The sequence below is a fragment of the Nonomuraea sp. NPDC047897 genome, from assembly GCF_043204415.1.
Classification (GTDB): Bacteria; Actinomycetota; Actinomycetes; order Streptosporangiales; family Streptosporangiaceae; genus Nonomuraea.
In genome coordinates, this window is the sequence record NZ_JBIDCC010000001.1 from 367530 (window position 1) to 393251 (window position 25722).

The 25722-nt window shown below is 73.0% G+C and carries 23 protein-coding genes; 16 read left to right on the plus strand and 7 right to left on the minus strand.

The window, feature by feature from the left end:
- Positions 1–26 precede the first annotated feature (26 nt).
- A complete protein-coding gene (locus ACGF0J_RS01670; RefSeq protein ID WP_393141821.1) occupies positions 27–1301 on the minus strand; it encodes a 2-C-methyl-D-erythritol 4-phosphate cytidylyltransferase in 1275 nt (424 codons plus the stop codon).
- 134 nt (positions 1302–1435) lie between these two features.
- Here ACGF0J_RS01670 and ACGF0J_RS01675 point away from each other — a divergent pair, with 134 nt between their 5' ends.
- The 6 genes from ACGF0J_RS01675 to ACGF0J_RS01700 all read left to right on the plus strand — a co-directional run bounded on the left by ACGF0J_RS01675 (position 1436) and on the right by ACGF0J_RS01700 (position 7318).
- Complete coding sequence (locus ACGF0J_RS01675) at positions 1436–2878, plus strand: CDP-alcohol phosphatidyltransferase family protein (RefSeq protein WP_393141250.1); 1443 nt, start codon at positions 1436–1438, stop codon at positions 2876–2878.
- Positions 2875–3498, plus strand: a complete 624-nt coding sequence (locus ACGF0J_RS01680; RefSeq protein WP_393141252.1) for a DUF5941 domain-containing protein — start codon at positions 2875–2877, stop codon at positions 3496–3498. Before ACGF0J_RS01675 ends, ACGF0J_RS01680 begins: the two co-directional genes overlap by 4 nt.
- Positions 3499–3576: 78 nt before the next feature.
- Entirely contained in the window at positions 3577–4308 is a 732-nt protein-coding gene (locus ACGF0J_RS01685) for a sugar phosphate nucleotidyltransferase (RefSeq protein ID WP_393141254.1), read from the plus strand.
- A 146-nt stretch (positions 4309–4454) separates the two neighbouring features.
- Positions 4455–5495, plus strand: coding sequence for an iron-containing alcohol dehydrogenase family protein (locus tag ACGF0J_RS01690; RefSeq protein WP_393141822.1), 1041 nt, complete (start codon positions 4455–4457; stop codon positions 5493–5495).
- Positions 5473–6240, plus strand: coding sequence for a CDP-alcohol phosphatidyltransferase family protein (locus tag ACGF0J_RS01695; RefSeq protein ID WP_393141256.1), 768 nt, complete (start codon positions 5473–5475; stop codon positions 6238–6240). Before ACGF0J_RS01690 ends, ACGF0J_RS01695 begins: the two co-directional genes overlap by 23 nt.
- 193 nt (positions 6241–6433) lie before the next feature.
- Positions 6434–7318: a glycosyltransferase gene (locus ACGF0J_RS01700; protein WP_393141258.1), complete on the plus strand. Its 885-nt coding sequence runs from the start codon at positions 6434–6436 to the stop codon at positions 7316–7318.
- Here ACGF0J_RS01700 and ACGF0J_RS01705 read toward each other — a convergent pair.
- On the minus strand, positions 7290–8054 hold the full coding sequence (locus ACGF0J_RS01705) for an acetoacetate decarboxylase family protein (protein ID WP_393141260.1): 765 nt from the start codon (positions 8052–8054) through the stop codon (positions 7290–7292). The genes ACGF0J_RS01700 and ACGF0J_RS01705 overlap by 29 nt on opposite strands.
- Before the next feature lie 107 nt (positions 8055–8161).
- On the opposite strand from ACGF0J_RS01705, the gene ACGF0J_RS01710 reads away from it, so the two are divergent.
- Positions 8162–8605: an RNA polymerase sigma factor gene (locus tag ACGF0J_RS01710; RefSeq protein WP_393141823.1), complete on the plus strand. Its 444-nt coding sequence runs from the start codon at positions 8162–8164 to the stop codon at positions 8603–8605.
- Positions 8602–9531 carry a hypothetical protein gene (locus tag ACGF0J_RS01715; protein WP_393141262.1) on the plus strand — a complete coding sequence of 310 codons (930 nt, stop codon included), beginning with the start codon at positions 8602–8604 and terminating at the stop codon, positions 9529–9531. Before ACGF0J_RS01710 ends, ACGF0J_RS01715 begins: the two co-directional genes overlap by 4 nt.
- On the opposite strand, the gene ACGF0J_RS01720 is transcribed toward ACGF0J_RS01715, so the two are convergent.
- From ACGF0J_RS01720 to ACGF0J_RS01735, 4 genes are all read right to left on the minus strand, one after another.
- A complete protein-coding gene (locus ACGF0J_RS01720) occupies positions 9528–10496 on the minus strand; it encodes a glycosyltransferase (protein WP_393141264.1) in 969 nt (322 codons plus the stop codon). The genes ACGF0J_RS01715 and ACGF0J_RS01720 overlap by 4 nt on opposite strands.
- 56 nt (positions 10497–10552) lie before the next feature.
- Entirely contained in the window at positions 10553–11974 is a 1422-nt protein-coding gene (locus tag ACGF0J_RS01725; RefSeq protein ID WP_393141265.1) for an acyltransferase family protein, read from the minus strand.
- A 175-nt stretch (positions 11975–12149) separates the two neighbouring features.
- Positions 12150–13775: an LCP family protein gene (locus ACGF0J_RS01730; protein ID WP_393141266.1), complete on the minus strand. Its 1626-nt coding sequence runs from the start codon at positions 13773–13775 to the stop codon at positions 12150–12152.
- A gap of 144 nt (positions 13776–13919) precedes the next feature.
- Complete coding sequence (locus tag ACGF0J_RS01735; RefSeq protein WP_393141268.1) at positions 13920–15434, minus strand: hypothetical protein; 1515 nt, start codon at positions 15432–15434, stop codon at positions 13920–13922.
- A gap of 92 nt (positions 15435–15526) precedes the next feature.
- Between ACGF0J_RS01735 and ACGF0J_RS01740 the strand changes: the two genes are divergently transcribed.
- From ACGF0J_RS01740 to ACGF0J_RS01750, 3 genes are all read left to right on the plus strand, one after another.
- Complete coding sequence (locus tag ACGF0J_RS01740) at positions 15527–17590, plus strand: hypothetical protein (protein WP_393141270.1); 2064 nt, start codon at positions 15527–15529, stop codon at positions 17588–17590.
- 95 nt (positions 17591–17685) lie between these two features.
- Entirely contained in the window at positions 17686–18579 is an 894-nt protein-coding gene (locus tag ACGF0J_RS01745; RefSeq protein ID WP_393141272.1) for a glycosyltransferase family 2 protein, read from the plus strand.
- A gap of 1 nt (position 18580) precedes the next feature.
- Positions 18581–19642, plus strand: coding sequence for a glycosyltransferase family 4 protein (locus tag ACGF0J_RS01750; RefSeq protein ID WP_393141274.1), 1062 nt, complete (start codon positions 18581–18583; stop codon positions 19640–19642).
- Here the strand turns inward: ACGF0J_RS01750 and ACGF0J_RS01755 are convergent.
- Positions 19543–20502 (minus strand): lysylphosphatidylglycerol synthase domain-containing protein, encoded by a 960-nt coding sequence (locus tag ACGF0J_RS01755; protein WP_393141276.1) that lies wholly within the window; start codon positions 20500–20502, stop codon positions 19543–19545. The genes ACGF0J_RS01750 and ACGF0J_RS01755 overlap by 100 nt on opposite strands.
- 104 nt (positions 20503–20606) lie before the next feature.
- Here ACGF0J_RS01755 and ACGF0J_RS01760 point away from each other — a divergent pair, with 104 nt between their 5' ends.
- The 5 genes from ACGF0J_RS01760 (at position 20607) to ACGF0J_RS01780 (ending at position 25720) form a co-directional block, all read left to right on the plus strand.
- Positions 20607–21425: a methyltransferase domain-containing protein gene (locus ACGF0J_RS01760; protein WP_393141278.1), complete on the plus strand. Its 819-nt coding sequence runs from the start codon at positions 20607–20609 to the stop codon at positions 21423–21425.
- 38 nt (positions 21426–21463) lie between these two features.
- Positions 21464–22423 carry a lysylphosphatidylglycerol synthase domain-containing protein gene (locus ACGF0J_RS01765; RefSeq protein WP_393141280.1) on the plus strand — a complete coding sequence of 320 codons (960 nt, stop codon included), beginning with the start codon at positions 21464–21466 and terminating at the stop codon, positions 22421–22423.
- Positions 22424–22515: 92 nt separating this feature from the next.
- The gene (locus tag ACGF0J_RS01770) at positions 22516–23640 is read left to right on the plus strand and encodes a glycosyltransferase family 4 protein (RefSeq protein ID WP_393141282.1); all 1125 of its coding nucleotides are present in this window, start codon (positions 22516–22518) and stop codon (positions 23638–23640) included.
- 20 nt (positions 23641–23660) lie between these two features.
- Complete coding sequence (locus tag ACGF0J_RS01775) at positions 23661–24752, plus strand: sugar phosphate nucleotidyltransferase (protein ID WP_393141824.1); 1092 nt, start codon at positions 23661–23663, stop codon at positions 24750–24752.
- A 71-nt stretch (positions 24753–24823) separates the two neighbouring features.
- Positions 24824–25720 (plus strand): DNA-3-methyladenine glycosylase family protein, encoded by an 897-nt coding sequence (locus ACGF0J_RS01780; protein ID WP_393141284.1) that lies wholly within the window; start codon positions 24824–24826, stop codon positions 25718–25720.
- Positions 25721–25722: the final 2 nt, after the last annotated feature.

The window sequence follows — 25722 nt, forward strand, 5'->3', positions numbered from 1 at the left end:
CTCACCGGGCGCTGAGCCGGCCGGGTTCAGCGCCCGGTGAGGCTCGCGTCCACGACCCGGCCCGTGAGGCCGGAGGTCAGGAGCCCGAGGGCGGCCCGCGCGACCGGCCCGGCGTCCACGTCGCCGGCGCCCGGCGTGACGCAGGCGACCCGGATGCCGTCCTCGGCCCATTCGGCGGCCAGCGCCCGCGCGAGCGCCGCCACCACGGCCCCTGCGGGCGCGGCGGGGCCGGGCCCGAGCAGCAGCAGCCCGCCGCCGCTCGCCCGCAGGTGCGGACGGGCGGCCCCGGCCACGTGCGCCGCGCCGAGGCACGCCGCCTCCACCCCCTCGCCGGGTTCGAGGCCCGTCGCGGCGACGACGTGGTCGATCCGGCCCACCCGCGCCAGCGCCTCGGCCACCGCCTCCCGGTCCGTGACCCGCACCTCGTCGCCGCGGAACACCCGCACCCGCGCCCCATGTCGTTCCGCCGCCCGCGCCACGGCGTCGGCGGCGGAACCGGACCCGGCGGAACCGGACCCGGCGGAACCGGACCCGGCGGAACCGGACCCGGCGAACACCACCACGGACCGCCCCTCCAGCGCCCCCGGCGCGGCGGCCACGGGCGCGGCGGGTAGCTGGAACAGCCGTTCGGCGATCTCCAGATCCAGCGGGTGGGTGATCTTCATGTTCCGCTCGCTGCCCGCCACCAGGTGGATCGGCACGTCGGGCAGGTAGCGCAGCACCACGCCGCAGTCGTCGGTGGCCGGCAGCCGGGAGAAGCCGGGGTCGGCCATGGCCCGCTCGTACGCCTCGCGGATGACCGACAGCCGGAAGCACTGCGGGGTCTGCGCCCGCCGCAGTCGTGACCGGTCGAGCACCTCGCCGATGACCTCGCCCCCGGCGCCGGGGGCGGCCACGAGGACGGTGTCGGAGCTCGGGATGGCCACCTCCACGGCCCGGTGCGTCCGCAGGGCGCGGACACACTCCGTGATGATCCGGGGCTCCAGGAGGGGACGGACCGCGTCGTGCAGGAGCACGTCGCACTCCTCGTCGCCGAGCGCGCTCAGCGCCCGCCAGGTGCTCTCGGTGCGGCTGGCGCCGCCCTCCACCACCCGGGTCACCTTGCGGAAGCCGGCCCGCTCGACGAGCTCCCTGACCGTGCCGGTGAACCCGGGAGTCATGAGCACCACGACCTCGTCGACCTCCGGCGCCGCCTCGAAGACCGCGATCGTGTGCTCCAGGATCGTCCGGCCGGCGACCGTGACGAGCTGCTTCGGAACGTCCAGTCCGACGCGGCTGCCGACGCCGCCAGCCAAGACCACCCCAACAGAACGCAACCGGGAATCCATACCCGGAGCGTAACGGTCTCATCGTCCGTGATATCGCGTCGCCCTGTCGCTACGCTGAGTCCACGCACCCCCGCGCGACCGGGAGGACCTGCGCATTGACTGACTCCATGACCCGCGCGAGCGCGACCACCTCGGTGGTGCTGCTCGCCACGACCCCCGCCTGCAGGCTTCCCTGTGCCGGCGGCACGCTGCTCGACCGGATCAACGACCAGCTCTCTCGGCTGCCCGTCCGTGACGTCCAGGTGGTGACACCCGGCGGCGGGGCGGCCATCGACCTGCGCGGCATCGCCAAGATCGCGCGCGCCGCGACGGGCGTCGTGGTCGTGCTGCCGGCCGACCTCGTCGTCCACACCGAGGCGCTCGCCCAGCTGCTGGAGCACCCGGCACGCGGCAGCGCCGCGCTGGTCTCCCTGGACGCCGCGGGAGGGCCGCTGCGGCCGCCCGTCCGCGTCGAGGGCGGCCGGGTCGTCGCCGCGGGCAGCTCCTTCCACACCGTGCCCGAGGCGAACGGCACCTTCCGCGGCGTCCTGCAGGCGGGCGAGGCGGACCTCGCGTCGCTGGGCGACGTCGCCGAGGAGCTCGCCGACCTGGCCGAGTCCGGACGGCTCGGCCCCGTCACCCCCGTGGAGGTCGCCGACCTGCTGCTCGTCGGCCTGGTACGGGCCGGCGCCCGGGTGCGCGCCGCCCGGCTCGGGCCGTTGCACGCCGACCGGGTCACCGGCCAGGCCGGCGCCGACGCCGCCCTGGGCAGGCTCGCCGACGTGGACGAGGAGCAGGTGCGCCTCGATACGGCGATCAAGGACCGCGACGGCTTCTTCACCACCTACTTCGTCTCGTCCTGGTCGCGCCACCTGGTGCGTCCGGCGGCCCGGCTCGGGCTGACCCCCAACGCCGTCACCGGGATCTCGGTCGCGCTGGCCTTCCTCGCGGCCGTCTGGTTCTCCGCCGGCGACCGCGGCGCGCAGGTCGCCGGGGCCGTGCTGGTCTACCTGTCGTTCGTGTGCGACTGCCTCGACGGCCAGCTCGCCCGCTACACCCGCAGGTTCTCGCCGTTCGGCGCGTGGATGGACGGCATGGCCGACCGGCTCAAGGAGTACGTCGTCTACGTCGGTCTGGCCATCGGCTACGCCGCCGGGCTGCCGTGGAGCGGCGGCGGCCCCGACGGCATCTGGTACCTCGCCGTAGCCGCGATGATCATGCAGGTCGTCCGGCACGGGACCGACTTCGCCTTCGGCGGGTCGCGGGCCGACGCCCGGCGGATCGGCGAGCAGTGGCCCAAGCCGGTGCGCTCGCTGCTGGAGGCGAGCGACGGCGGCCGGCACGACGCGCCGCGCAAGGGCGTGCTGCGGGCGGCCCTGGCGATGGAGCGCCGCTCCGCCGCCCGCTGGCTGAAGAGGATGATCGTGCTGCCGATCGGCGAGCGGATGGCGCTGATCGCGGTCACCGCCGCCCTCTTCAACGCCCGGGTGACGTTCCTGGCGCTGCTCGGCTGGGGGGCCGTCGCCCTCGCCTACCAGTTCGCCGGCCGGATGCTGAGGACGGGTCGATGATCACGACGCACATGACCCCGGTGCCCAGGAGCACGGTCGTCACCTACCGTGACGACGGGCCGCTCTCGCGCGGCATGGGCATGCTGGTGGCCGGCCAGCTCCCGCCGCTGCCGCCGCTGGTCGCCGGGACGTTCGTCGTCGGCGTGCTGCTGCTCATGGGCGTGGCCGGCAGCGCGGGACTCGCCGTCTTCGTGCCGCTCGTGACGCTGCTGCTGGCCGGGCCCGGCAGCTCCCACCCGCACGACGGCCGCTTCGACTGGCTCGTGCCGCCGACCCTGCGGATGATCGAGTACGCGTTCATCGCCGCCTGCGGGTTCGCCCACGACGTCAACCCGGTGCTGATCTTCCTGCTGCTCGGCGCCCTCGCCTTCCACCACTACGACCTGGTGTACCGGCTGCGCCAGCAGGTCTACCCGCCGCCCTGGCTGGCGACGTTCGGGCTCGGCTGGGACGGGCGGATGCTGGTGATCTCGCTGGCCGTCCTCGTCGATCTGACTGTGGCCGGGTTCGTGCTGCTCACGCTCTACCTGTGGGCGTTGTTCGGCTGGGAGAGCCTGACGTGCTGGCTCGCCTCACCCCGTACGGGAGTGGAGACAGGCGAGACGGGAACGCAAGACTGACGGCGGATTACCCGCACAGGCCCCAAAGGCAACTAACCTTTGGGGCCTAGGTAGTCATGCTCGACCAAGGAGTGCACGTTGCTGGGAATGGTGCTGGCCGCTGGAGCCGGACGACGTCTGCGGCCCTACACCGACACGCTGCCCAAGGCGCTCGTGCCGGTCGACGGCGAGACCACGATCATGGACATCTCGCTGCGCAACCTCGCCGAGGTCGGTCTGCGTGACGTCGTGGTCATCGTCGGATACGCGGCTCAGGCCGTGCACGACCGTAAGGCGGAGCTGGAGGAGCGGCATGGCGTCACGCTCACGCTCGTGCACAACGACAAGGCCGAGGAGTGGAACAACGCCTACTCCCTGTGGTGCGCGCGTGACTACTTCGCGCAGGGCGCGCTGCTCGTCAACGGCGACACCGTCCACCCGGTCTCGGTCGAGAAGACGCTCCTGTCCGCGCCCGAGACCAGCGACGTCCTGCTCGCCGTCGACGACGTCAAGAAGCTCGCCGACGAGGAGATGAAGGTGACCCTCGACGGCGGGTCGCTCAAGCGGATCACCAAGCTGATGGACCCGGCCGAGGCCTACGGCGAGTACATCGGCGCCACCCTGATCCGGCCCGGCGCCGCCGAGCGGCTCGCCGACGCGCTGCGCGCCACGTTCGAGCGCGACCCGCAGCTCTACTACGAGGACGGCTACCAGGAGATGGTCGAGCGCGGCGAGACGATCCACGTCGCCCCGATCGGCGAGGTCGACTGGGTCGAGGTGGACAACCACGACGACCTGGCCAAGGCCCGCACCATCGCCGTCCGCTACTGAGTCGACTGTTGACCGAGTCGACCGTTGACCGAGTCGACCGTTGGCTGAGCCGTCTGTGATGAGCCGTCCATTGGTTACCGAGAAGGGGGCCAGGTGCCGCTTGTAGCACGCAGGAGTGAGGAGGCCCGGTGCCGCTTCTAGCGCGGATGCTCCCGGCGCCGCTGACCATGGAGGTCAGGCGCGGCGCGGTGGCCCAGCTCGGCGCGTTGCTCGCCGACAGTCGGGTGGCCACGTCCGGCAGGGTCGCGGTCGCCGTCGGCCCCGGGCAGGGCGACCGCATCGAGGGTCTGATCGCGCCGACGCTCGGCGAGGCGGAGGTCTTCCGGGTGGCCGACGGGTCGGTCGACGCGGCCGTCTCGCTCGGCGCCGACCTGCGCAAGGGCGCCTACGAGGTGGTGGTGGGCGTCGGCGGCGGCCGCACGATCGACGCCACCAAGTACGCCGCCTCGCTGGCCGGCATCCCCATGGTCGCCGTGGCGACCAACCTGTCCCACGACGGCATCTGCTCGCCGACCGCCTCCCTGGTGTACGAGGGTGGCAAGGGCTCCTTCGGCGTCCCCATGCCGCTGGCGATCCTGGTGGACCTCGACTTCGTGCACGGCGCGCCTCCCTCGCTGGTGCGTTCGGGCGTGGGCGACGTGGTCAGCAACCTGTCGGCCATCGACGACTGGATGCTGTCCAACGTCGAACGGGGCGAGCCCATCGACGGGCTGGCCTGTTCGATGGCGCGCACCGCGGCGGAGGCGTTGATCGGCCGGCGTGACTCCATCGAGTCCGACGCGTTCCTGACCGTGCTCGCCGAGTCGCTGATCCTGTCGGGCATGTCGATGGTGATCGCGGGATCGTCACGGCCTTCCAGCGGTGGAGATCATGAGATCCTGCATGCCGTGGACCAGCTCTTCCCCGGCACCTCCAACCACGGCGAGCTCGCCGGCATCGGTGCCGCCTTCTGCTTCTTCCTGAGGGAGGACACCGGCAGGCTGGCGCAGGTCACCGAGTGCCTGCGCCGCCACGAGCTGCCGGTCACGCCCACCGACATCGGCCTGAGCGCCGAGCAGTTCGCGCAGGCCGTCGCGCTGGCGCCCGCCACGCGTCCCGGCCGTTACACGATCCTGGAGCACCTGCGCCTCCCGGACTCCGAGATCAGGGATCGGGTGGAGGACTATGTCCGGGCCTTCGGTCGCTGAGCTGCGGCGGGTGGCCCAGCCCGAGGGTCACCTGGAGCGCAGGAACGGCGAGCACTGGGCGGGCGTGCTCTACATGCGCCGGATCTCCATCTACGTCACCTGGCTGATGGCCAGGACGTCCGTCACGCCCAACCAGCTCACCTGGGTGATGACGGTGGCCGGTGTCGCGGCCGGGGTCGTGCTGGCCCTGCCGGGATTCTGGGCCGTCCTGGCCGCCGCCCTGCTCGTGCAGGTCTACCTGCTGCTCGACTGCTCCGACGGCGAGCTGGCCCGCTGGACCGGCAAGACCTCGCCGGCCGGCGTGTACCTCGACCGGGTCGGCGCCTACTTCACCGAGGCCGCGCTGCTCGTGGGACTCGGCTGGCGCGCGTCGGCCGTCCTGCCCGACTGGTACACCGTGCTGGGGGTCGCGGCCGCGCTGGGCGCGATCCTCATCAAGGCCGAGAGCGACCTGGTGGAGGTGGCGCGGGCCAAGGGCGGCCTGGCGGCCGCGTCCGAGGCGTCCGCGGTGCAGTTCCGCTCCGGGCTGCTGAGCCTCGGCAGGCGGGTGCTGTCGGCGACGCAGTTCCACCGGATCATGCAGCCGATCGAGCTGTCGCTGCTCGTGCTGGCGACCACGGTGATCGACCTGGTGATCGGCGAGATGGCGGCCACGCGGGTGCTGCTCGTCGCCTGTTTCGCCGCGGCGTGCCTCCAGACGGTCCTGCACCTGGTGAGCATCATGGCCTCCAGGCGGCTTGCGTGATCTTGTCGCGGAGTCCCCGGAACCAGCGGGGCTCCGCGCTCGTCGTATTGATCGGACGTCGGCGGTTCGGTAGGGGTTCACACCCGGTTCCGATACGCTTAGCTCCACCTATCAGAGATGTGCAGACCAGCAGACTCGGTGATCATGAAAGAATGCTCCGCTCGTGACCTCAACGCGTCAGGACGATGATGCGTTGAAGATCTCGTGCGTCATCCTCACCATGGGCAACCGGGTCGCGGAGCTGAACCGGGCGGTCGAGTCCGCGCTCCACCAGATCGACGGCGACGTCGAGGTGGTGATCGTGGGCAACGGCGCCGACGTGCCCGAGGTCTCGGCGACGCCACCCGAGGGCTCAGCCGCGACCGTCAAGACCGTCCGGCTCGACCGTAACACCGGCATCCCGGCGGGCCGCAACCGCGGCGTCGAGGAGTGCTCGGGTGACGTCGTGCTGTTCCTCGACGACGACGGCTGGTACGCCAACCAGAAGGTCGCCGCCCACGTGCGCGACCGGTTCGCCACCGAGCCCGACCTGGCGGTCATCTCCTTCCGGGTGATGGACCCCGACGGCGGCGTCGGGCAGCGCCGCCACGTCCCGCGCCTGCGCGCCGGCGACCCGGAGCGGTCGTCGCCGGTCACCACGTTCCTGGGCGGCGCCTCGGCGGTGCGCCGCTCGGCGTTCCTCCAGGTCGGTGGCCTGCCGGAGCGGTTCTTCTACGCGCACGAGGAGACCGACCTGGCCTGGCGGCTGCTCGGCGAGGGCTACCGGATCGAGTACGACGCCGAGACGGTCATGTACCACCCGCAGGTCCCGCCCACCAGGCACGCCGACTTCTACCGGCTCAACGCCCGCAACCGGGTCTGGCTGGCCCGGCGCAACCTGCCGTGGCCGCTCGCGGTCCTCTACCTGCTCGACTGGATCGTGCTCACCCTGATCCGCGAGCGCGGCTCGGGAGTGGCGCTGAAGGCGTGGTTCACGGGCTTCCTGGAGGGCCTGCGCACGCCGGCCGGTGAGCGCCGCCCGATGGCGTGGCGCACCGCCTGGCGCATGGTCAAGCTGGGCCGCCCGCCGATCGTCTGACTCCGGCGCCCGCGTCGCCGGGCCGGACGTCGCGTGCCGCGCCGAAGACCATTTCGGCGTGGTCCACGGTGGACGACAGCAGGGCGGCCTTGGGCAGGCCCAGCTCGCTGAGCTCCTTGGCGATCGGGTGGTTGCCGAGCCGGATCAGCGCTCCGCCGGGCCGGGCCCGCACCCGGCGGGCCCGCACCGCCCACGGCACCCGCCGGGTCACGCCGTCCTGATGCGTGTAGGCGTTCAGGCCGGTCAGCGCCGGTGGCCGCGGCACCGGCAGTCCTGGTTTGAGGAGCAGGTCCAGCACCAGCCGCCCGTCCCGGCGCACGACGCAGCGTTTGAACGGCGAGCCGAGCCGCAGGTCGATGTCCGTCAGCTCCTTCGGGAAGCCCCAGATCGTCCGGCCCGCCTCCAGCGTGAAGCCCTGGTCCACCGGCAGCCAGTGGATGAACGCCCCGGCGTGCGGCAGCTCACCCAGCCCGACGCGGCCCGGTCGGCCCGGCGGCCGGACGAGGAAGGCCACGCCGAACTCGTGGTAGGCGTCGAGGTCGCCGTCACGGTAGTCGACGAACGCCAGCGCGCAGATCGCCTTGCCGGGGAACACCTCGGCGATCTCCAGGCCCGAGTAGGCGATCACCGCCCTGGCCGCGTCGGCACGCACGGTGTACAGCACGCTGCAGACGGCGGCGTCCCGCACCCGGACAGGCATGCTGACCGTTCGCCCCTGGATCAGATGCGATGCCATGTTTCCAGTACACCAACCGGAAAGGCGTGTGACCATTCCTGCGCTCGCCACGTCTGGGGTGATGTGACAATCGTGACCACGCGGAGGGCGTCATCGACATCGAGGACCTGTACCGCGAGCACTGGCCGCTCGTGTGCGGGTTCCTGTTGCGCCGGACCCGCGATCCCCACCTGGCCGAGGACCTCGCCCAGGAGACGTTCGTCAAGGCCACTCGTGCGTTGCTGGGCTGGCGGGGCGAGAACCCGGCCGCCTGGCTGCTCGCCATCGCGCGCAACGTCCTCATCGACCATGTCCGGCGCGCCAGGCGGGAGCTGTCGCTGCCCGACGCCGGCGAGCTGGGCGTCCCGCCGCTGCACGTGGCCGCCCTCGATGTCCGCGACGCGCTCGACCGGCTTCCTGAGCAGCACCGCAGGCTCCTCACTCTCGTCTACCTGGAGGGCTTCTCGCTGGTGGAGGTGGCCGCGATGACCGGCCGGAAGCACGCGACGATCAAGACAGCGGTGTGGCGGGCGCGAGCCGCCTTCGCCGAGACCTATGGAGGGGTGCGATGAACGAGGACGAGGCCGTGCTGGAGCTGCCGGACTTCGACCCGAAGGTGACCCGCAGGGCGGTGCGCCGGGGCGTGTTCCGGACCGCGCGCGTCGTCCTGGCCGTGCTGTTGGTGCTCTTCCTGGCCGCGGCCGGTCTGACGTTGGTGCAGAAGCGCGGCGACCGCGACGAGCGGATGAAGGACGTGCTGGGGACGGCGTTCAAGCTCTACAACCCGGCCTACGAGGTGTGGACGGAGAGCTGCTGCGACATCACGCCGTGGTCGATGGGTTTCACCGTCATCGCGAGCCAGATCAGGGCCGGGGGCGGCTTCACCGGGAACGGCGGCTCCGCCCACACCATCACGCAGGACTTCTTCGGCCGGGTCGGCCGGCTGCCGCTCGGCAACTACGCCAACACCAACCTGAGCACCAGCCTCGCCAACGTCGGCACGGACCTCCAGCGGAAGGAGGACATCAGGAAGGTTCTGGCCAGGTTGCCCGACGGGCTCAACGCGCTGGCCGTCATCGAGTTCGCCACGCCGGCACGGGCGGAGGAAGTGGCCGCGTTCAGCCGCGACTTCGGTTTCTGCCCGCAGAAGGTCGTCTACGAGCGGCGGCCGGGCTCGGTCCCGATCACCTGGGGCGCCACCACCTGGGACCGGGCGCCGATGCCGGAGGGGACGACGTCGTGCGCCGACGACATGAAGCACCACCTGGCGGGCTTCCGCGCCTGGTCGGGGTTGCTGCGTGACCACGACGACGCCAACCTGCGCCACTTCGACCTGTCCCTGGCCCGGCTGCGCAAGGCGGCGAACGACGGCCTCGCCTATGCCGTCGTGGACAACCTCGTCCCGGTCGAGGACCTGCGCAAGGTGGTCGAGGACCCGCGGGTGCGGACCGTCCGGCTGGCGGACGTGGCCTTCGACCTGCAACGCCCTCGCGGCTAGACCGTCACCGGCCGGGCCGGCGCGGTGACGCCGGCCCACCCTTCCAGCCTGGCCACGAAGGCCGCGGCCTGGTCGGGCCAGTGGTGGCGCAGCCGCGCCTCGGCGTGGCCGCGGGCGCCGAGCGCCGAGCGCCGCGCCGGGTCCTCCTTCAGATCCAGGACGGCCCCCGTGACGGCAGCCACGTCCAGGGGCACCACCACGCCGCAGCCGACCCGCTCCACCAGCGGTCCGGCCTGCGGCGTGGTCACCACGGGGATGCCCCGGCCCATGTAGTCGAGCACCTTGGCCGGCACCCCCTCGATCTCCGGGGCGGCCAGGGACAGGCCCGCCAGCGCGCCACCGGTCATCCGCAGGGCGTGCCGGTTGGGCACGTACCCGAACCAGTCGAGCAGCCCGACGCGCTGGGCGTCGCGCAGCAGCGGCCGGACGGCGGGGTCGGCGGTGCCGATCAGGTCCATCCGGATGCCGTGCGGCGCCAGGCGGCCGGCCAGCGCGATCAGTTCGGCCACGCCGCGCTCGGCGGACAGCCGCCCGAGATGCACCACCCGGGTGTCGCCGGGCACCTGCGGCGCGGTGGCGGCGAACGTCGCGTCGGGCACCAGCTCGGGCGTGCACAGGTGGTGCCGCCGCCGCGCGCGGTCCAGCCGCCGGGCGCCCACGTCCTCGCGCACGTCCCACACGACGGGCGGGCGGCGGTGCGGCAGGGCGCGCAGCAGCGCGTGATCGTGCACCATCAGCAGGTCGGCGCCGGCGGCCCCGCGCCGCAGGGCGGCGCCGGCCCGGCCGTACCCGGCCCGGTACGGCACGTCGATCGCTGTCAATCCCATCGCCGGGGTGACGTTGAAGTGGGTGAACGGCGCGACGTAGGTCACCTCGTGGCCCGCGTCGAGCAGCGCCCGGATCTGCCGGTGCATGATCCGGGCGTCCTCGGGATGGTGGACGGTCGTGCCGACGCATACGCGCATGGGTCGATGCTCGGCGTTGACCCGGAAAAGGGCGTGAATGCGGGTCGAACTACCGCTTAACTTCCGGAGGGGCGCCGATAGAGCCAGGTCAGGCGGGGCTCCAGCAGCCACTTGAACACCGTGCGCGTCTCCGGCAGGCACAGCACGATGGCGAGGGCGAAGCAGCTTGAGCTGATGGCGAGCACGCCGAGCGGGCCGAACAGCCACGGCTGGCTGAGCCAGCCCATCTCCTTGGCGATGAGCACGGGCACCCCGTGCAGCAGGTAGCAGTACAGGGTGCGGGTGCCGAGGTCGGAGTACCAGGTCTCGGTGCGGGGCACGAGCGCCAGCACCGCGAAGCACAGCGCCAGCGAGCACACCAGCAGGCCGGTGCGCAGCCCGAGACCCATGTACCAGGACAGGTCCATGTCCTGGTAGCTCGCCTTGAAGTAGAACGGCGCGAGCTTCGCCCTGGGCGCGATGAAGATGGCCACGGCCGCCGCGGCGAGCACCGTGACCACCGACACGATCTTGATCCAGCGCCGGTCGAGCATCTCGAAGTGCTCGGGCTGCATCACCAGCCCGATGACGAAGAACGGCAGCAGGCCGAAGAACCGGTCCATGCTGAAGTCGCCGGAGATCTGCGAGAACCCGGCGAACAGGTAGATCGCGATCGCCACCGGCACGGGGTGCTTCATCCGCTTCCACACGGGCGTGGACAACCGCCAGAACAGCAGCGCCAGCAGGTACCAGTTGAGCCAGGCCGGGTCGATGACCGTCAGGCTCCACTTCTGGCCCAGCGCGAACCGGAGCGCGGCGTAGCCGACCTCCACGATCACGTACGGCACGACGAACGTGTCGACGAGCTTGTTCGTCTTGGCGTTGGAGTTCCAGAAGTTGCGGGACAGGTAGCCGCTGATGAGCACGAACAGCGGCATGTGGAACACGTAGATGAAGATGTAGGCCGCGCGGGAGGAGTCGGCGTCGAGCGTCGGCACCAGCGAGTGGCCGATCACCACGAGGGCGATCAGGACGAACTTGACGTTGTCGAGGTAGGGGTCGCGCTTGCGCCGGGGCGGCGGGGCCTGCTCGGCGGCCGTCCGCTCCTCGCGGGGCGGCTCCTCCACGGCGACCGTGGGGCGCGGGCCGCCGCCCGGCTGAGGGCCGGGGCCGGGCCGGCCGGGCGCCTGCGGCCCGGCGACCCGCTGGAAGGCGGGAACCTGCGCGGGCTGCGGCTGCGGCTGCGGCTGGGGACCCGGGACCTGCGCGGGCCGCTGCTGGGGGCCCTGGGGCGGGGGCGGGGGGACCGTCTCGCCGGGAGCGTGGGGGTGGGGCGGCAAGGAGGGCGGCAGGGCCACGTGCGGGTCGGTCTGCTCGCTCCAGAAGCGCTCCTCCGGCAGTGGCCACCGGGAGCCGGTGTGGGCGGGGCCGGCGGCGTCGCCGGGTCCGCCCGCGCTCGGGGGAGAAGTGACCGGAGAGGAGTGCTTGTGGTCAGACACTACGGAGTCGCTCAGCTTCGCTCGGGGCCGGGGGAACACGACGGCCGCCGTGCCTCGCGGGCACCTTGACGGCGCAGGGCGATCACGTCGCCGACCCGCACCACATTATCGCCGCCTGAAGGGTCCTGTCTCTCGGCCGGGCCGATAGGAGGTGCTTACACAGCGAACTCTGAGGTCAGACACAGACGTTCTTCTGCTGGCTGGCGACGATCGTGTTGTCCTTGACGCTGTCGGGCAGCTTCTCCACCTTCACCGACTTGAAGTCGGCGCCGACGATGAGCTGCAGGACCGGCGCCTTCGCCGCCGTTGGGGCGGTGGACGGCAGCGGCACCGGCGAGGTGTAGGCGTCGGTGGTGGTGGGCCGCACCTTGCCCGCGGTGGGCGCGGGCTTGGGCAGCACCATCCCGGCCAGCACGTTCGCGTGGTCGCCGCCGGTGGCGGCGGTCTTCGGGTAGCGGATCTGCGTGGTCGGCAGCGACTTGCCGTCGGCCGTCTGGTAGTTGCCGAGGCCGACGACCCGGAAGCCCTGCTTGCTGAGCAGGTCGGCGACCTCGCGGGCCTTGCCGCGGGTCGTCGTGCCGTTGAGCACCTGCACCTGCACCTGCTCGGGCTTGACGGTGACCTTGGGCTTGGCGCTGGTGGACGGCTCGGGCTTGCTGATCTCGATGTCGCTCTTGATCGCGTTGAAGAGCTCGTTGGCGTCGGGCTGCTTCCAGACGACGCGGTTGGGGTCCGTGGGGTCGGGTCCCCACGGGATCGTGGTGAACTTGACGCCCCCCGCCGTCATCTTCTTGGCACTCTGCGCGATCTCGATGAGCTTCTGGGTGTCGTCGGCCAGCTCGGAGTCCATGGTGACCGACTGCGCCACGGCCTTGATCAGGCCGGTCAGCTTGGGGACGTTGATGAGCAGGTCGCTGCTGGTGGCCTTCGCCACCACCTTGCTGAGGAAGATCTGCTGGCGCTTGATGCGCTGGATGTCGCTGCCGTCGCCGTACTTGCGCAGCCGCACGTAGCCGAGGGCCTGCTCGCCGTTCAGCAGGCTCTTGCCTGGGGGCAAGGTGAGTTTGGACGCCTTGTCGTTGACACCGTTCTGCAGGCAGATCTCGATGCCGTCGAGCGCGTCGACGATCTTCTTGAAGCCGCTGAAGTCCACCTCGACGAAATGGTCGATCCGGATGCCTGTGAGCGCCTCGATCGTGGACATCGTGCACACGATGCCACCGGAGCTGTACGCCGAGTTGATCATGTCACGACGCGGCGGCATGATCTGCTTGGTCGTCTCGTTCTTGCACTGCGGGATGTCCACCATCGAGTCGCGCGGGAAGCTGATCAGCTGCGCCTTGTCCCGATCGGGGGACATGTGCATGAGGATGATCGTGTCCGTGCGCTTGCCGCCGGCGTCGGGCTTCCTGGCGTCCGCCTGGCCGTACCGGGCGTTCTCCTTGCCCGCGCGGGTGTCGGAACCGACGAGCAGGACGTTCAGCGCTCCGGTGGACGGGGGGCGGGGGTTGAGGAAGTCGCCCTTGATGACCTTCTTGTTGATGGCGCCGAAGGCGTCGCGGTAGACGGTGTAGCCCGTCAGCGCGCCCGCGACCATGACCGTGGTGGTGGCGATGCTGACCCAGGCCAGGATGCGCATCCTGTTGCCGCCGCCACCGCCGCGGCTGCGATGGCCGCGCGGGGGGAGGTCTTCGGGCGGGGGGGGTGGGGCCGCCGCCGCGGCTCTGCGGGCCATCCGGGATCCGGGCTCCGTGGGCGCGACCCTGCGGTCCTGCGCGGACACGCTCCTCACGTCGGTCATGCGCCCCCTCGCCTGGTCCGGTGCACCTCGCGCGTCGGCTCGGTCGTTCTGCGCCACGAGACTAGGTCACGTACGGCGTGCTCGGGGCCATGACTGAGGGAATCGGTCATGACCCTGCGCTGGTGAATCAGGCCCAAAGCATACTCAGACCTGGACATTACGTGGAATATCATCGCCAAATTGATCACGTTGCCCCAGGTCAGAACGGGCGGTGAGAGCGGCCGCCAGACAGGCCAGAGGGACGGCCGGAAGCACGTACCGGTAGTCGAACTCCGCCACGGCGGCCGGCACGACGAGCAGCGTGACGGCCACCGTCCAGGGCGGCAGCCAGGCGAGGCCCGCACCGCGGCGCGGGAGGGCCGTCTCCTCGCGGCGGCGCAGCCGGAGCACGGTGAGCGCGGTCAACGCGGGCGGGACCAGCAGGATCACCAGCAGCGCGGTCCCCGGCAGCCGGGCGACGTCCTGGTAGGCCCGCAGCCACCCCGCGAACGGCTCGGCCACCTCGGTGCCGATCGCGCCGCGCTCGTAGCGCCGGCCCATGTCCACGCCGAGCTGGGCCGCCCACCGGCCAGGCGGGGGCGGTGACGAGGCGGGGAACTCGTAGTAGCCGTAGATCTCCGCGTCCGGGTAGACCGGCCGCCCCCACACGAACGTGCGGCCCAGCTCCTTCAGCACCGAGGCGGCGTAGTCGAGCGGCTGCTCCCGGATGGCCAGCGTCGCGAAGTGGCGGGCCAGCCCGTCGTTGTCGGCGGTGAAGGTGATGCCGGGCAGCACCACCAGCGGGGAGTCCTTGGCCCACAGGTACTCCTGCGACGGCGGTCGCCGCTCGGGCGGGCGCGGGTCGCACAGCACCCGCAGGTCGGCCGGCGGGTTCATCTCGGCGCAGTCGGCGAACGACATCGTCCGGGCGTAGAGGAAGGCGCCGTTCGCCCCGACGATGCCGAGCCGCTGGTAGGTGGCGTGGAACCAGGCCCCGTACGCGACGACCGGGGCGAGCGCGGCGACGGCCAGCACCCCGGCGAGCCTGACCCGCCCCCGCAGCACGAGCCAGCCGCCGAGCACGGCGACCAGCGGCAGGCCGACGGTCCTGGTGAGGGTCGCGGCGCCGAGCAGCAGCCCGGCCGCCGCCACCCCCCGCACGCCGTCCCGGCCCCGGCCCTGGACCAGCACCACCGCGCCGACCACCAGGAACATGAAGAGCGTGTCGGAGACCAGCAGGTGCTCCAGCTCGATCTGGTAGGCGTCGAGCAGCACCGGCACCGTGGCGGCCGTGGCGGCCCACCTCGGCGCCCGGCGCGCGGCCAGATAGACGAGCACGCCCGTGGCCAGGCCGAGCAGGTGCTGCGTCGCCGTCACCGCGGCGAAGGAGTGCAGCGGCTCCAGCAGCTTGAGGAACGCCGAGTAGCCCGCCGGCCGCACCAGGTCGGGGCGCGGCCGGAAGACGGTGACGATGTAGGTGTAGGAGTCGGGGAACCACAGTGCGGGCCGGTAGCCGAGCATGGCCAGCACGCGCAGCGCGGCCCCCGCGGCCAGCACCCCGAGGAACCAGCGGTGCCGCCGGGCCGTCGCGAACGTCAGGCGGACGCGGACCGCGCCGAGTCTCCCGCGCAGCCCGGTTCCTCCGGGACGGACGGCGGGCGGGGCTGAGGCGTGGTGCACGTCGCGTACGCTACCCGCGTCGAGGGCCGGGTCGTGTCAACGCGGGTGCGGCGGCACGTTGGATACCCTCGCGATCACCGATGGGATCGACCGTGCTCCACCTGCGAGGAAGGCCGTCGGCGGGCAGGGTGCTCGCCGTGGCCTCGGTGCTGCCCGCCCTGGCCGTGGCCGGCTGGCTCCTGGCCGGGCTGGCGCTGCTGCTGGCCGGCCGTTACACGCCGCTGCCGGCGGCGGTGCTCGGCCTGGCGGTGACCGTGCTGCTGGCCCGGTTCGCGCTGCGCCGTCCGGGGCCGCTGGTCGAGGCCACGGCGCTCCAGGCGGGGGCGGTCTTCGCCGTCGCCGCCGCCTCGGGGGTGTTCAACGCGGTCCTGCACGCCGAGCAGCTCGCCGTCCGCCGCGACCCCGCCACCTACGCCCAGTACGCCGCCTGGCTGGCCCGGCACGGCTCGATGCCGATCGAGGTGCGGGCGGAGGCGTTCGGCGGCGCGGACCCGGCGCTGATCTTCGACAGCGTGGGCTTCTTCCCGGCGGACGGGGCCGTCGTGCCGCAGTTCATGCCGGGGGCGCCGCTGCTGTTCGCCGCCGGTGACTGGCTCGGCGCGATGCTCCTGACGCCGGCCGTGCTGGGCGCCTGCGCCGTGCTCACGCTGGCCGGGGTGGTGGCCCGGCTGGCCGGTGCGCGGTGGGCGCCGCTCGCGGCGTCGGCGTTCGCGGTGTGCCTGCCGGTCCTCTACACCTCCCGGACCACGTTCAGCGAGATCCCGTCGATGATCCTGCTGTTCGGCGGGCTGGCGCTGCTGCACGACGCCCTCGCCGGAACCGCGCGGCGCGGGCTCCCGCGGCGGGGCGAGGGCGCGGTGGCCGGGCTGGTGTTCGGGCTGGCCGTGCTGGTCCGGGTGGACGGGCTGCGCGACGTGCTGCCCGTGCTGGCGTTCGCCGGCCTGCTGGTGGCGATGCGCCGCTTCGGCAGGCCCGCGGGGGCGGTCGGGCCGCCGCTGCTCGCGGGGGTCGTGGCCGGCGCGGGGCTGGGGCTGTTCGCGGGTCACGCGCTGTCGCGGCCGTACCTGGACCACCTGTCGCGCTCGGTGCGGCCATTGCTGCTCATCTGCGCCGCCGTCCTGGTCCTCACGGCCGTCGGCGCGGCGGCGGCTCCCCGGCTGGCGCGGGTGCCGCGGCCGCGATGGCTGCCCGGCGCGGGGGCCGCGCTCGTCGTGCTCGTCATGGCGGGCCTCGCCGTACGGCCGTGGTTGCAGACCGTGCGCCGGACGCCCACGACGCTGGAGGACGGGCGGACCGCGCGGTTCATCGAGGAGATCCAGAAGGCCAACGGCCTGCCGCCGGACGGCGAGCGGCTCTACTTCGAGCAGTCGCTGCACTGGGTGGCCTGGTACGTCGGCGTCCCCGTGGTCGTGCTGGCCACGCTCGCCGCCGCGCTGCTGGTCCGCAGGCTGCTGAAGGGCGGCGCGTTCGCGTGGCTGGCGCCGCTCGCCGTGATCGGCTGGACCACGGTCGCCACACTGCTGCGGCCGGAGATCACCCCCGACCACCCGTGGGCGGCGCGCCGGCTGGTGCCCGTCGTGATCCCCGGGCTCGTCCTGCTCGCCGTATGGGGGCTCGCGTGGGCGCGCGACCGGCTGGGGGACAGGCTGGGCGACCGGCTGGGCGGCGGCGGGCCGGGTGGCAGGGGACGCGGCCGCCGGTGGGTGGCCGGCGTGGGCGCGGTGCTCGTGCTCGCGCCGCCCGCCGTGATCTCGATCGGCACGGCGTTCACCCCGGTGGGGCGCGGCGAGGCGGCGGCCGTGGCCGCGCTGTGCGCCCGCATCCCGGCGGACGCCTCGGTGCTGATCGCCGAGCGGGTCACCGCTGATCGCTTCACGCAGGTCGTCCGCGGCATGTGCGGCGTCCCGGCGGCCGAGGTGGAGCGGTACCCCGGCCGCGACACGGCGTCCGCGCACGAGGTGCGCCGGCTGATGGACCGCGTCCGGGCGGCCGGGCGGGTGCCCGTCGTCCTGGCGGCCGAGGCCGCACAGGTCGCGCCGTACGGCCCGCCCCGGCAGGTGATGGCGCTGGTCACCCGGCAGGACGAGCGGTCGCTGACCGGCCCGCCCGACGGCACGTGGTCGCTGCGGATGAACGTGTGGGCGGCCACCGGCTGACGCGACGCCACGCCCGATGTGGACCCGCGTCCCGGCCGGGCAGAGTACCCTCGACGCACGTGAGCACGCCTGAGACCGCCCAGAGTGGAAGCACCGTGGAAGAAGCGCCATACGTCACGATCGTCCTGCCCTGTTACAACGAGCAGGACCACGTCATCGACGAGGTGGAGCGCATCACCCGGGCGATGGACTCCAGCGGCTACACCTACGAGCTGGTCGCCGTGGACGACTGCTCGACCGACGAGACGCTGCTGCGGCTGCAGGAGGCGGCGCCCCGGTTCCCGCACCTGCGCATCCGCGCCTTCCACCGCAACGGCGGCTCCGGCACCGTGCGCCGGATCGGCACCCAGGAGGCCAGGGGCGAGATCGTCGTCTGGACCGACGCCGACATGACCTACCCCAACGAACGCATCCCCGAGCTGGTGCGCATCCTGGAGAAGGACCCGGCGGTCGACCAGGTCGTCGGCGCGCGCACCAGCGAGGAGGGCTCGCACAAGCTGCTGCGCGTCCCCGCCAAGTGGGTGATCCGCAAGGTGGCCGAGATGCTCGCCGGCCAGAAGATCCCCGACCTCAACTCGGGGTTGCGGGCCTTCCGCAAGTCGGTCGCCCGGCCCTACCTGCGGCTGCTGCCGCCCGGGTTCTCGTGCGTCACCACGATCACGCTGTCGTTCCTGTCCAACCAACACGACGTCTACTACCTGCCGATCGAGTACGCCAAGCGGGCCGGCAAGTCGAAGTTCAGCTTCGTCTCCGACGCCTACCGCTACATCCTGCAGGTGCTGCGGATGGTCATGTACTTCAACCCGCTCAAGGTGCTCATGCCGCCGGCGCTGTGGCTGGTGGCCATCGGGCTGGTGAAGGGCGTCTGGGACATGGTCCAGCACCCGTTCTACTTCCCGGCCAACACCGTCATGATCTTCCTGTCGGGCCTGCTCATCGGCTCGGTGGCGCTGCTGGCCGACCTGATCGTGCGCTCGCGGGGCGACTGACGTGCGCATCGCCGTCATCGGCCCCACCTACCCCTACAAGGGCGGCGGGGCCCAGCACACCACCGAGCTGGCGCACCGCCTGGCCGCGCTGGGCCACGACGTGGTGATCGAGTCGTGGCGCGCCCAGTACCCGTCGTTCCTCTACCCCGGGCAGCAGACGATCTCCGCGCCCGAGGGCACCCCCTACCCGCGCACCGAGCGCCGGCTCGACTGGCGCCGCCCCGACGGCTGGCTCGCCGCCGGGCGGCGGCTCCGCTCGGCCGACCTGGTGGTGCTCGCCGTGCTCAGCCCCGTGCAGGTGCCCGCCTACCTCGGCATCCTGTACGGCCTGCGCCGCCGCGCCAAGGTGGTCGCCCTGTGCCACAACGTGCTGCCGCACGAGCGCAAGCCGTACGACGAGCCGTTGATGAAGGCGCTGCTCAGGCGGGTCGACGCCGTGCTCGCCCACTCCGAGGAGCAGGCGGCGCTGGCCCGGACGCTGACGTCGAGGCCGGTGGCCGTGGCGGGGTTGCCGCCGCACCTGCCGTCCACGCACGCCGAACGGTCGGCCACCGTGCACCGGCGGCTGCTGTTCTTCGGCATCGTCCGGCCGTACAAGGGGCTCGACCTGCTGCTGCGCGCGCTGCCCGACGGGGTGTCGCTGACCGTGGCGGGCGAGTTCTGGGGCGGGCTGGACGCCACCGAGGCGCTCGTCGCCGAGCTGGGCCTCGCCGGCCGGGTCGAGCTGCGGCCGGGCTACGTGCCGGCCGAGGAGGTGGCGCCGCTGTTCGCCCGGGCCGACGCGCTGGTGCTGCCCTACCGGCACGCCACGGCCAGCCAGAACGTCTGGCTCGGCCACGAGCACGGCGTCCCGGTGATCGCCACCCGGGTCGGCGCGCTGGCCGACCACGTCACCGACGGGGTCGACGGGCTGCTCGTCGAGCCGGGTGACGTGGGCGCGCTCCGCGCGGCGATCGAGCGGTTCTACGCCTCGGGCGAGCCGGAGAGGTTGCGGTCGGGGGTCAAGGCCGTCGATCCCGAGCCCTTCTGGTCGGCGTACACCGGCACGCTGCTCGGCCTCTGACGGCCCAGCAGCACCGCGACGCCCGCGGCGGCGAGGTCGGCCAGCGTGAACGCCAGCCGCGACACGACCGCCACGGCCAGCGCCGCCCCCTGGCCCACCAGCGGCGCGAGCACCAGCACCAGCGCGCCCTCGCGCACCCCGACCCCGGCGGGTACGACCACGGCGAGCAGGCCGGTCGCCCAGGCGAAGGCGTAGGCGCCGGTGGCGACCACGTACAGGTCCCACCGGCCCGCCAGCAGCCAGATGTGCAGGCCGTAGACGAACCAGCCGAGCGCCGTCCACGCGGTGGCCACCAGCACGGTCCGGCCGGGCAGCACCGTCTCCAGCGGCTCCCTGCGCGCCAGCCGCAACGCCAGGTTCAGGCCCCAGGTGAGCACGCGGGGGTGCAGGCACACCGCGATCACCGGTACGAGCAGCACCAGGTACCACGCCTCGCGCAGCGCGTCGCGGCCGGCCAGCGTGGCGGCGGCGATGGCGAGCGCCACCCCCAGGTTGATCACCAGCGACAGCGAGATGCAGGCGAACGTGCGGCGCGGCGGGCTGCCGTGGTCGCGCCCCAGCTCCATCATCGCCGCGTACGCCCACACCGAGCCCGGGATGTACTTGCCGAGCTGTCCGACGAACATGATCCGCCCGGCCACCCGCACCGGCAGCGGCGAGCCCAGCCCGGCCAGCACCTGCCGCCAGGCGACCAGATGGCACAACTGGCCCCCCAGCACCGCGGCGAACGCCCCGAGCAGCACCCACGGCGACAGCCCGGCGAGCTTGGCCACGGTCTCGTCCCAGTTGCGGGCCAGGCCGTACCCGAGGAAACCGAGCGCGACCAGCGCCAGGACGACGCGCAGCAGGCGGCGGAGCATCCGCCAAGGGTACGCGCGAACGTGACCCGCCGGTAGGGTCCCACGCCGTCCTTCCCGGCGCAGGAGGCGGGGCGGCGGCGCGGGCGACGGTACTGTAGGGCGGCGTGAGTAAGGAACGGGTCGCGCAGCTCGAATACTCCGAGTTCCAGTCGGCCATGCTCGACGAGGCCAAGCGCCGCCGCAAGGCCGCGAAGATCATCGCGGTGCTGGAGCACTTCCAGGGGCCGCTCACCGGGCTGACCGTGGGCGACGTGGGCTGCTCGGCCGGGTTCATCGCCGACGAGCTGGCCGGCGCCGGCGCCGGGCACACGCTGGGCGTCGACATCGACGTGCCGGGGCTGCGCAGGGCCGCCGACCGGTTCGGCGGGCGGGTGGCGTTCGTCTGCGGCGACGGCACGGCGCTGCCGTTCCCCGACGGCTCGCTCGACGTGCTGGTGTTCAACCACATCTACGAGCACGTGGTCGACCCCGACGCCGTGGTGGCCGAGATGCACCGGGTGCTGTCCGACCGGGGCGTCCTCTACCTGGGGCTGGGCAACCGGCTGGGCATCATGGAGCCCCACTACAAGCTGCCGTTCCTGTCCTACCTGCCGCCCGCGCTGGCCGACCGCTACGTGCGCGCCTTCGGCCGGGCCGACCACTACTACGAGCGCTTCCGCACCCGGCGCGGGCTGCGCAGGATGCTGCGCGCCTTCCACGTGTGGGACTACACGATCCCGGTGCTCGCCTCCCCGGAGCGGTTCGCCGGCTCGGAGCTGTTCTCCGGGGCGCTCGGCCGGCTGACCCGCACGGTGCTGGCGCGCACCCCGCGAGCCGCGCTGCGGACGCTGCTGCCGCTGGTGCCCACCTACCTGTGGGTGGCCACCAAGACGCCGCGCCGCCCGGCGGGCGCCGCGCTCCCGCAACCGCCGCAGCCGCTGTGACACCGGGTGAGGCGGGCACGGCGGGGCGGGACGGGACCGTGAGCGGCGACGGGAGCGTGAGCGGCGACGGCGCCGCGGACGGCGGCGTCCCGGGCGGCGGCGTCCCCGACGAGGTGACCGCGAGGGCCGGGCGATCGACGGTCCGGCGGCTGCTGCGGGTGGGGTTCCTGCTGGTCGCCCTCGGGTTCGGCGGGTGGGCCGTGGCCGCGCAGTGGGACGGCGTCGTGGCGGGGTTCGCCCGGCTGAACCCGGCGATGCTCGCCGGATCACTGGCCGCCGTGGTCGCCGCGCTGCTCGGCGCCATGCTCACCTGGCGCACCCTGCTGGCCGACCTCGGCTCGCCGCTGCCGTTCCGGCCGGCCACCAAGGTCTTCTTCGTCGGCCAGCTCGGCAAGTACATCCCCGGCGCCGTCTGGCCCGTGCTCGCCCAGATGGAGATGGGCCGCGACCTCGGCGTGCCCAGGGCGCGCAGCGCGGCGGCGTTCTTCCTCATGATGCCGGTCCAGCTCGCCACCGGCCTGCTCGTCACGCTCGTCACGCTCGGCTGGGACCGCTACGGCGGGCTGCTGCTGCTCGTCCCCGTACTGCTCGTGCTGCTGGAACCCAAGGTGGTCAACGGCCTGATCGGGTTCGGCCTGCGCAGGCTCGGCCGGGAGCCGCTGGAGCACCCGCTGACCCGGCGCGGCATGCTCACGGCGCTGTGCTGGGCGCTGGCCGGCTGGGCCTGCTACGGCCTGCACCTGTACTTCGTCCTCCCGCAGGCTGGTCTGGTCTTCGCCATCGGGGCGTTCGCGCTGTCGTGGTGCCTGGGCATCATGACGTTCGTCGTGCCGGCGGGCGCGGGCGTCCGGGAGGCCGTCATGGTGGCGGTCCTGTCGCCCGTCCTGGACAGCGGCCCGGCCATCGCGGTGGCGCTGTCCTCCCGCGCCGTCATCATCGTGGGCGATCTGATCTGCGCGGGTACGGCGGGGATCGCGGCGCGGCGCAGCCGTACGTGATTTGAGCCCCGATTTGGGGGAGGCTGGTCATAAGCTGAACACAGAGGGGGACACCGGTCCCGCGATGATCTTGAGGGGAGAAGATCTTCGTCATGCCTCGAGTGCTCGTGGACGCGGCGGCGGTCCCCGCGGACCGCGGCGGCCTGATCAGATACGTCGACGGGCTGGTGGCCGGGCTCGGCGCGGCGGGGGCCGACCTCGTCGTGGCCTGCCAGCGCGCCGACGCCGAGCGATACCGGCGGCTGGCCCCCACGGCCGACGTCGTCCCCGGCCCCGTCTCCCTCACCAACAGGGCGGCCAGGCTCGCCTGGGAGCAGACCGGACTGCCGCTGGTGGCCCGCCAGGCGGGCGCGCAGGTCATCCACGCGCCCTACTACTCGATGCCGCTCAGCCCCGGCATGCCGGTCGTCGTGACCGTGCACGACGTCACCTGGTTCACCGAGCCTGAGCAGCACAGCCCCGACAAGGCCGCGTTCTTCCGCTCGGCCACCCGCACCGCCGTGCACCGCGCCAACCGGGTCATCGTCCCGTCCAAGGCGACCCGCGACGAGCTGGTGCGCGTGCTCGCCGCCGACCCGACCCGCATCGACGTCGCCTACCACGGGGTCGACCAGAGCCTGTTCCACCCGCCCAGCGACGAGGAGCGCCGCCGCGCCGCCGAGCGGTGCGGGCTGCACGGCAGGCCGTACGTGGCCTTCCTCGGCGCCCTGGAGCCGCGCAAGAACGTCCCCAACCTGATCCGCGGCTTCGCCGCCGTCGTCAAGAACCTCGGCGACGCCCCCGCTCCCGCCCTCGTGCTCGGCGGCGGCGTGCACGAGGACGACGTCGACGCCGCCTGCCGCGAGGTGGAGGCGACGGTCAAGGTGGTGCGCCCCGGCTTCTTCCGCGCCCCCGACCTGCCCGGCTTCCTCGGCGGGGCGCTGGTGGTGGCGTTCCCGTCGCGCGGCGAGGGGTTCGGGCTGCCGGTGCTGGAGGCCATGGCCTGCGGCGCGCCGGTGCTCACCACGCACCGCGCGTCGCTGCCCGAGGTGGGGGGCGACGCCGTCGCCTACACCGAGCCCGACGCCGACAGCATCGCGGTCGCGCTCGGCCGGTTGCTGTCCTCCCCGGAGGAACGCCGGCGGCTCCAGGAGGCGGGGCTGGCCCGGGCACGCGAGTTCACCTGGGAGGCCTCGGTCGAGGCGCATCTCAGCTCTTATCAACGCGCCACCGAATAGTTGGATAACCTCGCCGAGTGATGGAGACCTCCTTGCCAGGCCTCGAAGCGATCCTCCTGGTCGGCGGGCAGGGCACCCGCCTGCGCCCGTTGACGCTCGGCACGCCCAAGCCGCTGCTGCCCACCGCCGGGGTGCCCTTCCTGGCACACCAGCTGGCCCGTGCCCGGTCGTTCGGGGTGCGCCGGATCGTCTTCGCCACCTCCTACAAGGCGGCGATGTTCGAGCCGGTCTTCGGTGACGGGGCCGAGTTCGGGCTGTCACTGGAGTACATGACGGAGGAGACGCCGCTCGGCACCGGAGGCGCCATCCGCAACGCCGCCGAGGGCCTCACCGCGGCGCCCGGCGACCCGGTGCTCGTGCTCAACGGCGACATCCTGTCCGGCCACGACATCGGCGACCAGGTGCGCACCCACCTCGCCAGGAACGCCGCTGTAACGCTCCATCTGACCGAGGTGGACGACCCGACCCGGTTCGGCTGCGTGCCCACCGACGACGACGGGCGCGTCACCGCCTTCCTGGAGAAGACCCCCAACCCGGTGACCAACCGCATCAACGCCGGCTGCTACGTCTTCACCCGCTCGGTCATCGACATGATCCCGCGCGGCGAGGTCGTCTCGGTCGAACGCGAGACCTTCCCCGGGCTCATCGAGTCGGGCGAGCTCGTCCTCGGCTACGCCGACCGCACCTACTGGCTCGACGTCGGCACCCCGGCGGCCTTCGTCCAGGGCTCGCGTGACCTGGTGCTCGGCCGCCTCGGCTCACCCGCGCTGCCGGGCCCCACCGGCGAACACCTCGCCCTCGACGGAGCCGACGTCTCGCCCGAAGCCAAGATCACCAATGGTTCCGCCGTCGGCGCCCGGGCCGTGGTGGAGGCCGGCGCGGTCGTGTCGGGCAGCGTGCTGAGCGACGAGTGCGTGGTGGAGGCCGGCGCGACGGTGGTCGACTCGGTGCTCGGACGCGGGGCCCGGGTGTGCTCCGGCGCGGTGGTGCGCGACGCGGTCATCGGCGACGGGGCCGTCGTCGGCCCGGGCAACGAGCTGCAGGCGGGCGTCCGCGTCTGGCCGGGCGTACGACTGCCCGAGTGCGCCGTCCGCTGGTCCAGCGACGTCTGACCCGCCCCCGCAGAGCCGGGCGCTCGGCCTCGCCGCTCAGGGCAGGTCCCGGCAGGGGGCACACTGGACGGGTGCAGGAACGCAGGTGGACGCCCCCTGGGCCGCTCGACGTCGGGCTGGCGCTCGGCCCGCACCGGCGCGGCTCCGGTGACCCCACCTGGCGCCGGAGCGCCGACGGGGCCGTGTGGCGCACCTGCCGGACCCCCGACGGCCCCGGCTCGCTGCGGGTGAGCGTCCAGGACGGCGCGGTGCTCGGCCGGGCGTGGGGCGCGGGCGCCGGCTGGCTGCTGGAGATGCTGCCCGCGTGGCTGGGGGCCGACGACGACCTGTCGGGGTTCGAGGTGAGGCACGAGGTGCTGGCCGAGGTGGCGCGCAGGCACGCCGGGCTGCGGATCGGGCGGACGGGGCGGGTCATGGAGGCGCTGGTGCCCGCCGTGCTGGAGCAGAAGGTCGTCGGCCGCGAGGCGTTCCGGGCGTGGCGCTGGCTGCTGCACCGCTACGGCGAGCCCGCGCCGGGCCCGGCGCCCGACGGCATGCGGGTGGTGCCCGAGGCCGAGGTGTGGCGGCAGATCCCGTCCTGGCACTGGCACCGGGCGGGCGCCGAAGCCGTCCGCGCGAGGACCATCGCCACGGCGGCCTGGCACGCCGCCAAGCTGGAGGCGGCCGCCACGACGGCCGAGCTGGACCGGCTGCTGCGCGCCCTGCCCGGCGTGGGCGTGTGGACGTCGGCCGAGGTGCGGCAGCGCGCGTTCGGCGACCCCGACGCCCTCAGCGTGGGCGACTTCCACCTGGCCACGATCGTCGGATACGCGCTGACCGGGCAGCAGACCGACGATCCGGGGATGCTGCGGCTGCTGGAGCCCTACCAGGGGCACCGGCACCGGGCCGCGGTCCTCATCACGCTGACCGGGCTGCGTCCGCCGGCGCGCGGGCCCCGCATGGCCGTGCGCGACTACCGGTCCTTCTGAGC

Coding starts and splice junctions, on each gene's coding strand:
- ACGF0J_RS01730 (WP_393141266.1), bottom strand. CDS start 13,775: ATGACCGACGTGAGGAGCGTGTCCGCGCAGGACCGCAGGGTCGCGCCC.
- ACGF0J_RS01720 (WP_393141264.1), bottom strand. CDS start 10,496: ATGCGCGTATGCGTCGGCACGACCGTCCACCATCCCGAGGACGCCCGG.
- ACGF0J_RS01755 (WP_393141276.1), bottom strand. CDS start 20,502: ATGCTCCGCCGCCTGCTGCGCGTCGTCCTGGCGCTGGTCGCGCTCGGT.
- ACGF0J_RS01695 (WP_393141256.1), top strand. CDS start 5,473: ATGTCCGGGCCTTCGGTCGCTGAGCTGCGGCGGGTGGCCCAGCCCGAG.
- ACGF0J_RS01705 (WP_393141260.1), bottom strand. CDS start 8,054: ATGGCATCGCATCTGATCCAGGGGCGAACGGTCAGCATGCCTGTCCGG.
- ACGF0J_RS01715 (WP_393141262.1), top strand. CDS start 8,602: ATGAACGAGGACGAGGCCGTGCTGGAGCTGCCGGACTTCGACCCGAAG.
- ACGF0J_RS01775 (WP_393141824.1), top strand. CDS start 23,661: ATGGAGACCTCCTTGCCAGGCCTCGAAGCGATCCTCCTGGTCGGCGGG.
- ACGF0J_RS01690 (WP_393141822.1), top strand. CDS start 4,455: ATGCTCCCGGCGCCGCTGACCATGGAGGTCAGGCGCGGCGCGGTGGCC.
- ACGF0J_RS01770 (WP_393141282.1), top strand. CDS start 22,516: ATGCCTCGAGTGCTCGTGGACGCGGCGGCGGTCCCCGCGGACCGCGGC.
- ACGF0J_RS01675 (WP_393141250.1), top strand. CDS start 1,436: ATGACCCGCGCGAGCGCGACCACCTCGGTGGTGCTGCTCGCCACGACC.
- ACGF0J_RS01680 (WP_393141252.1), top strand. CDS start 2,875: ATGATCACGACGCACATGACCCCGGTGCCCAGGAGCACGGTCGTCACC.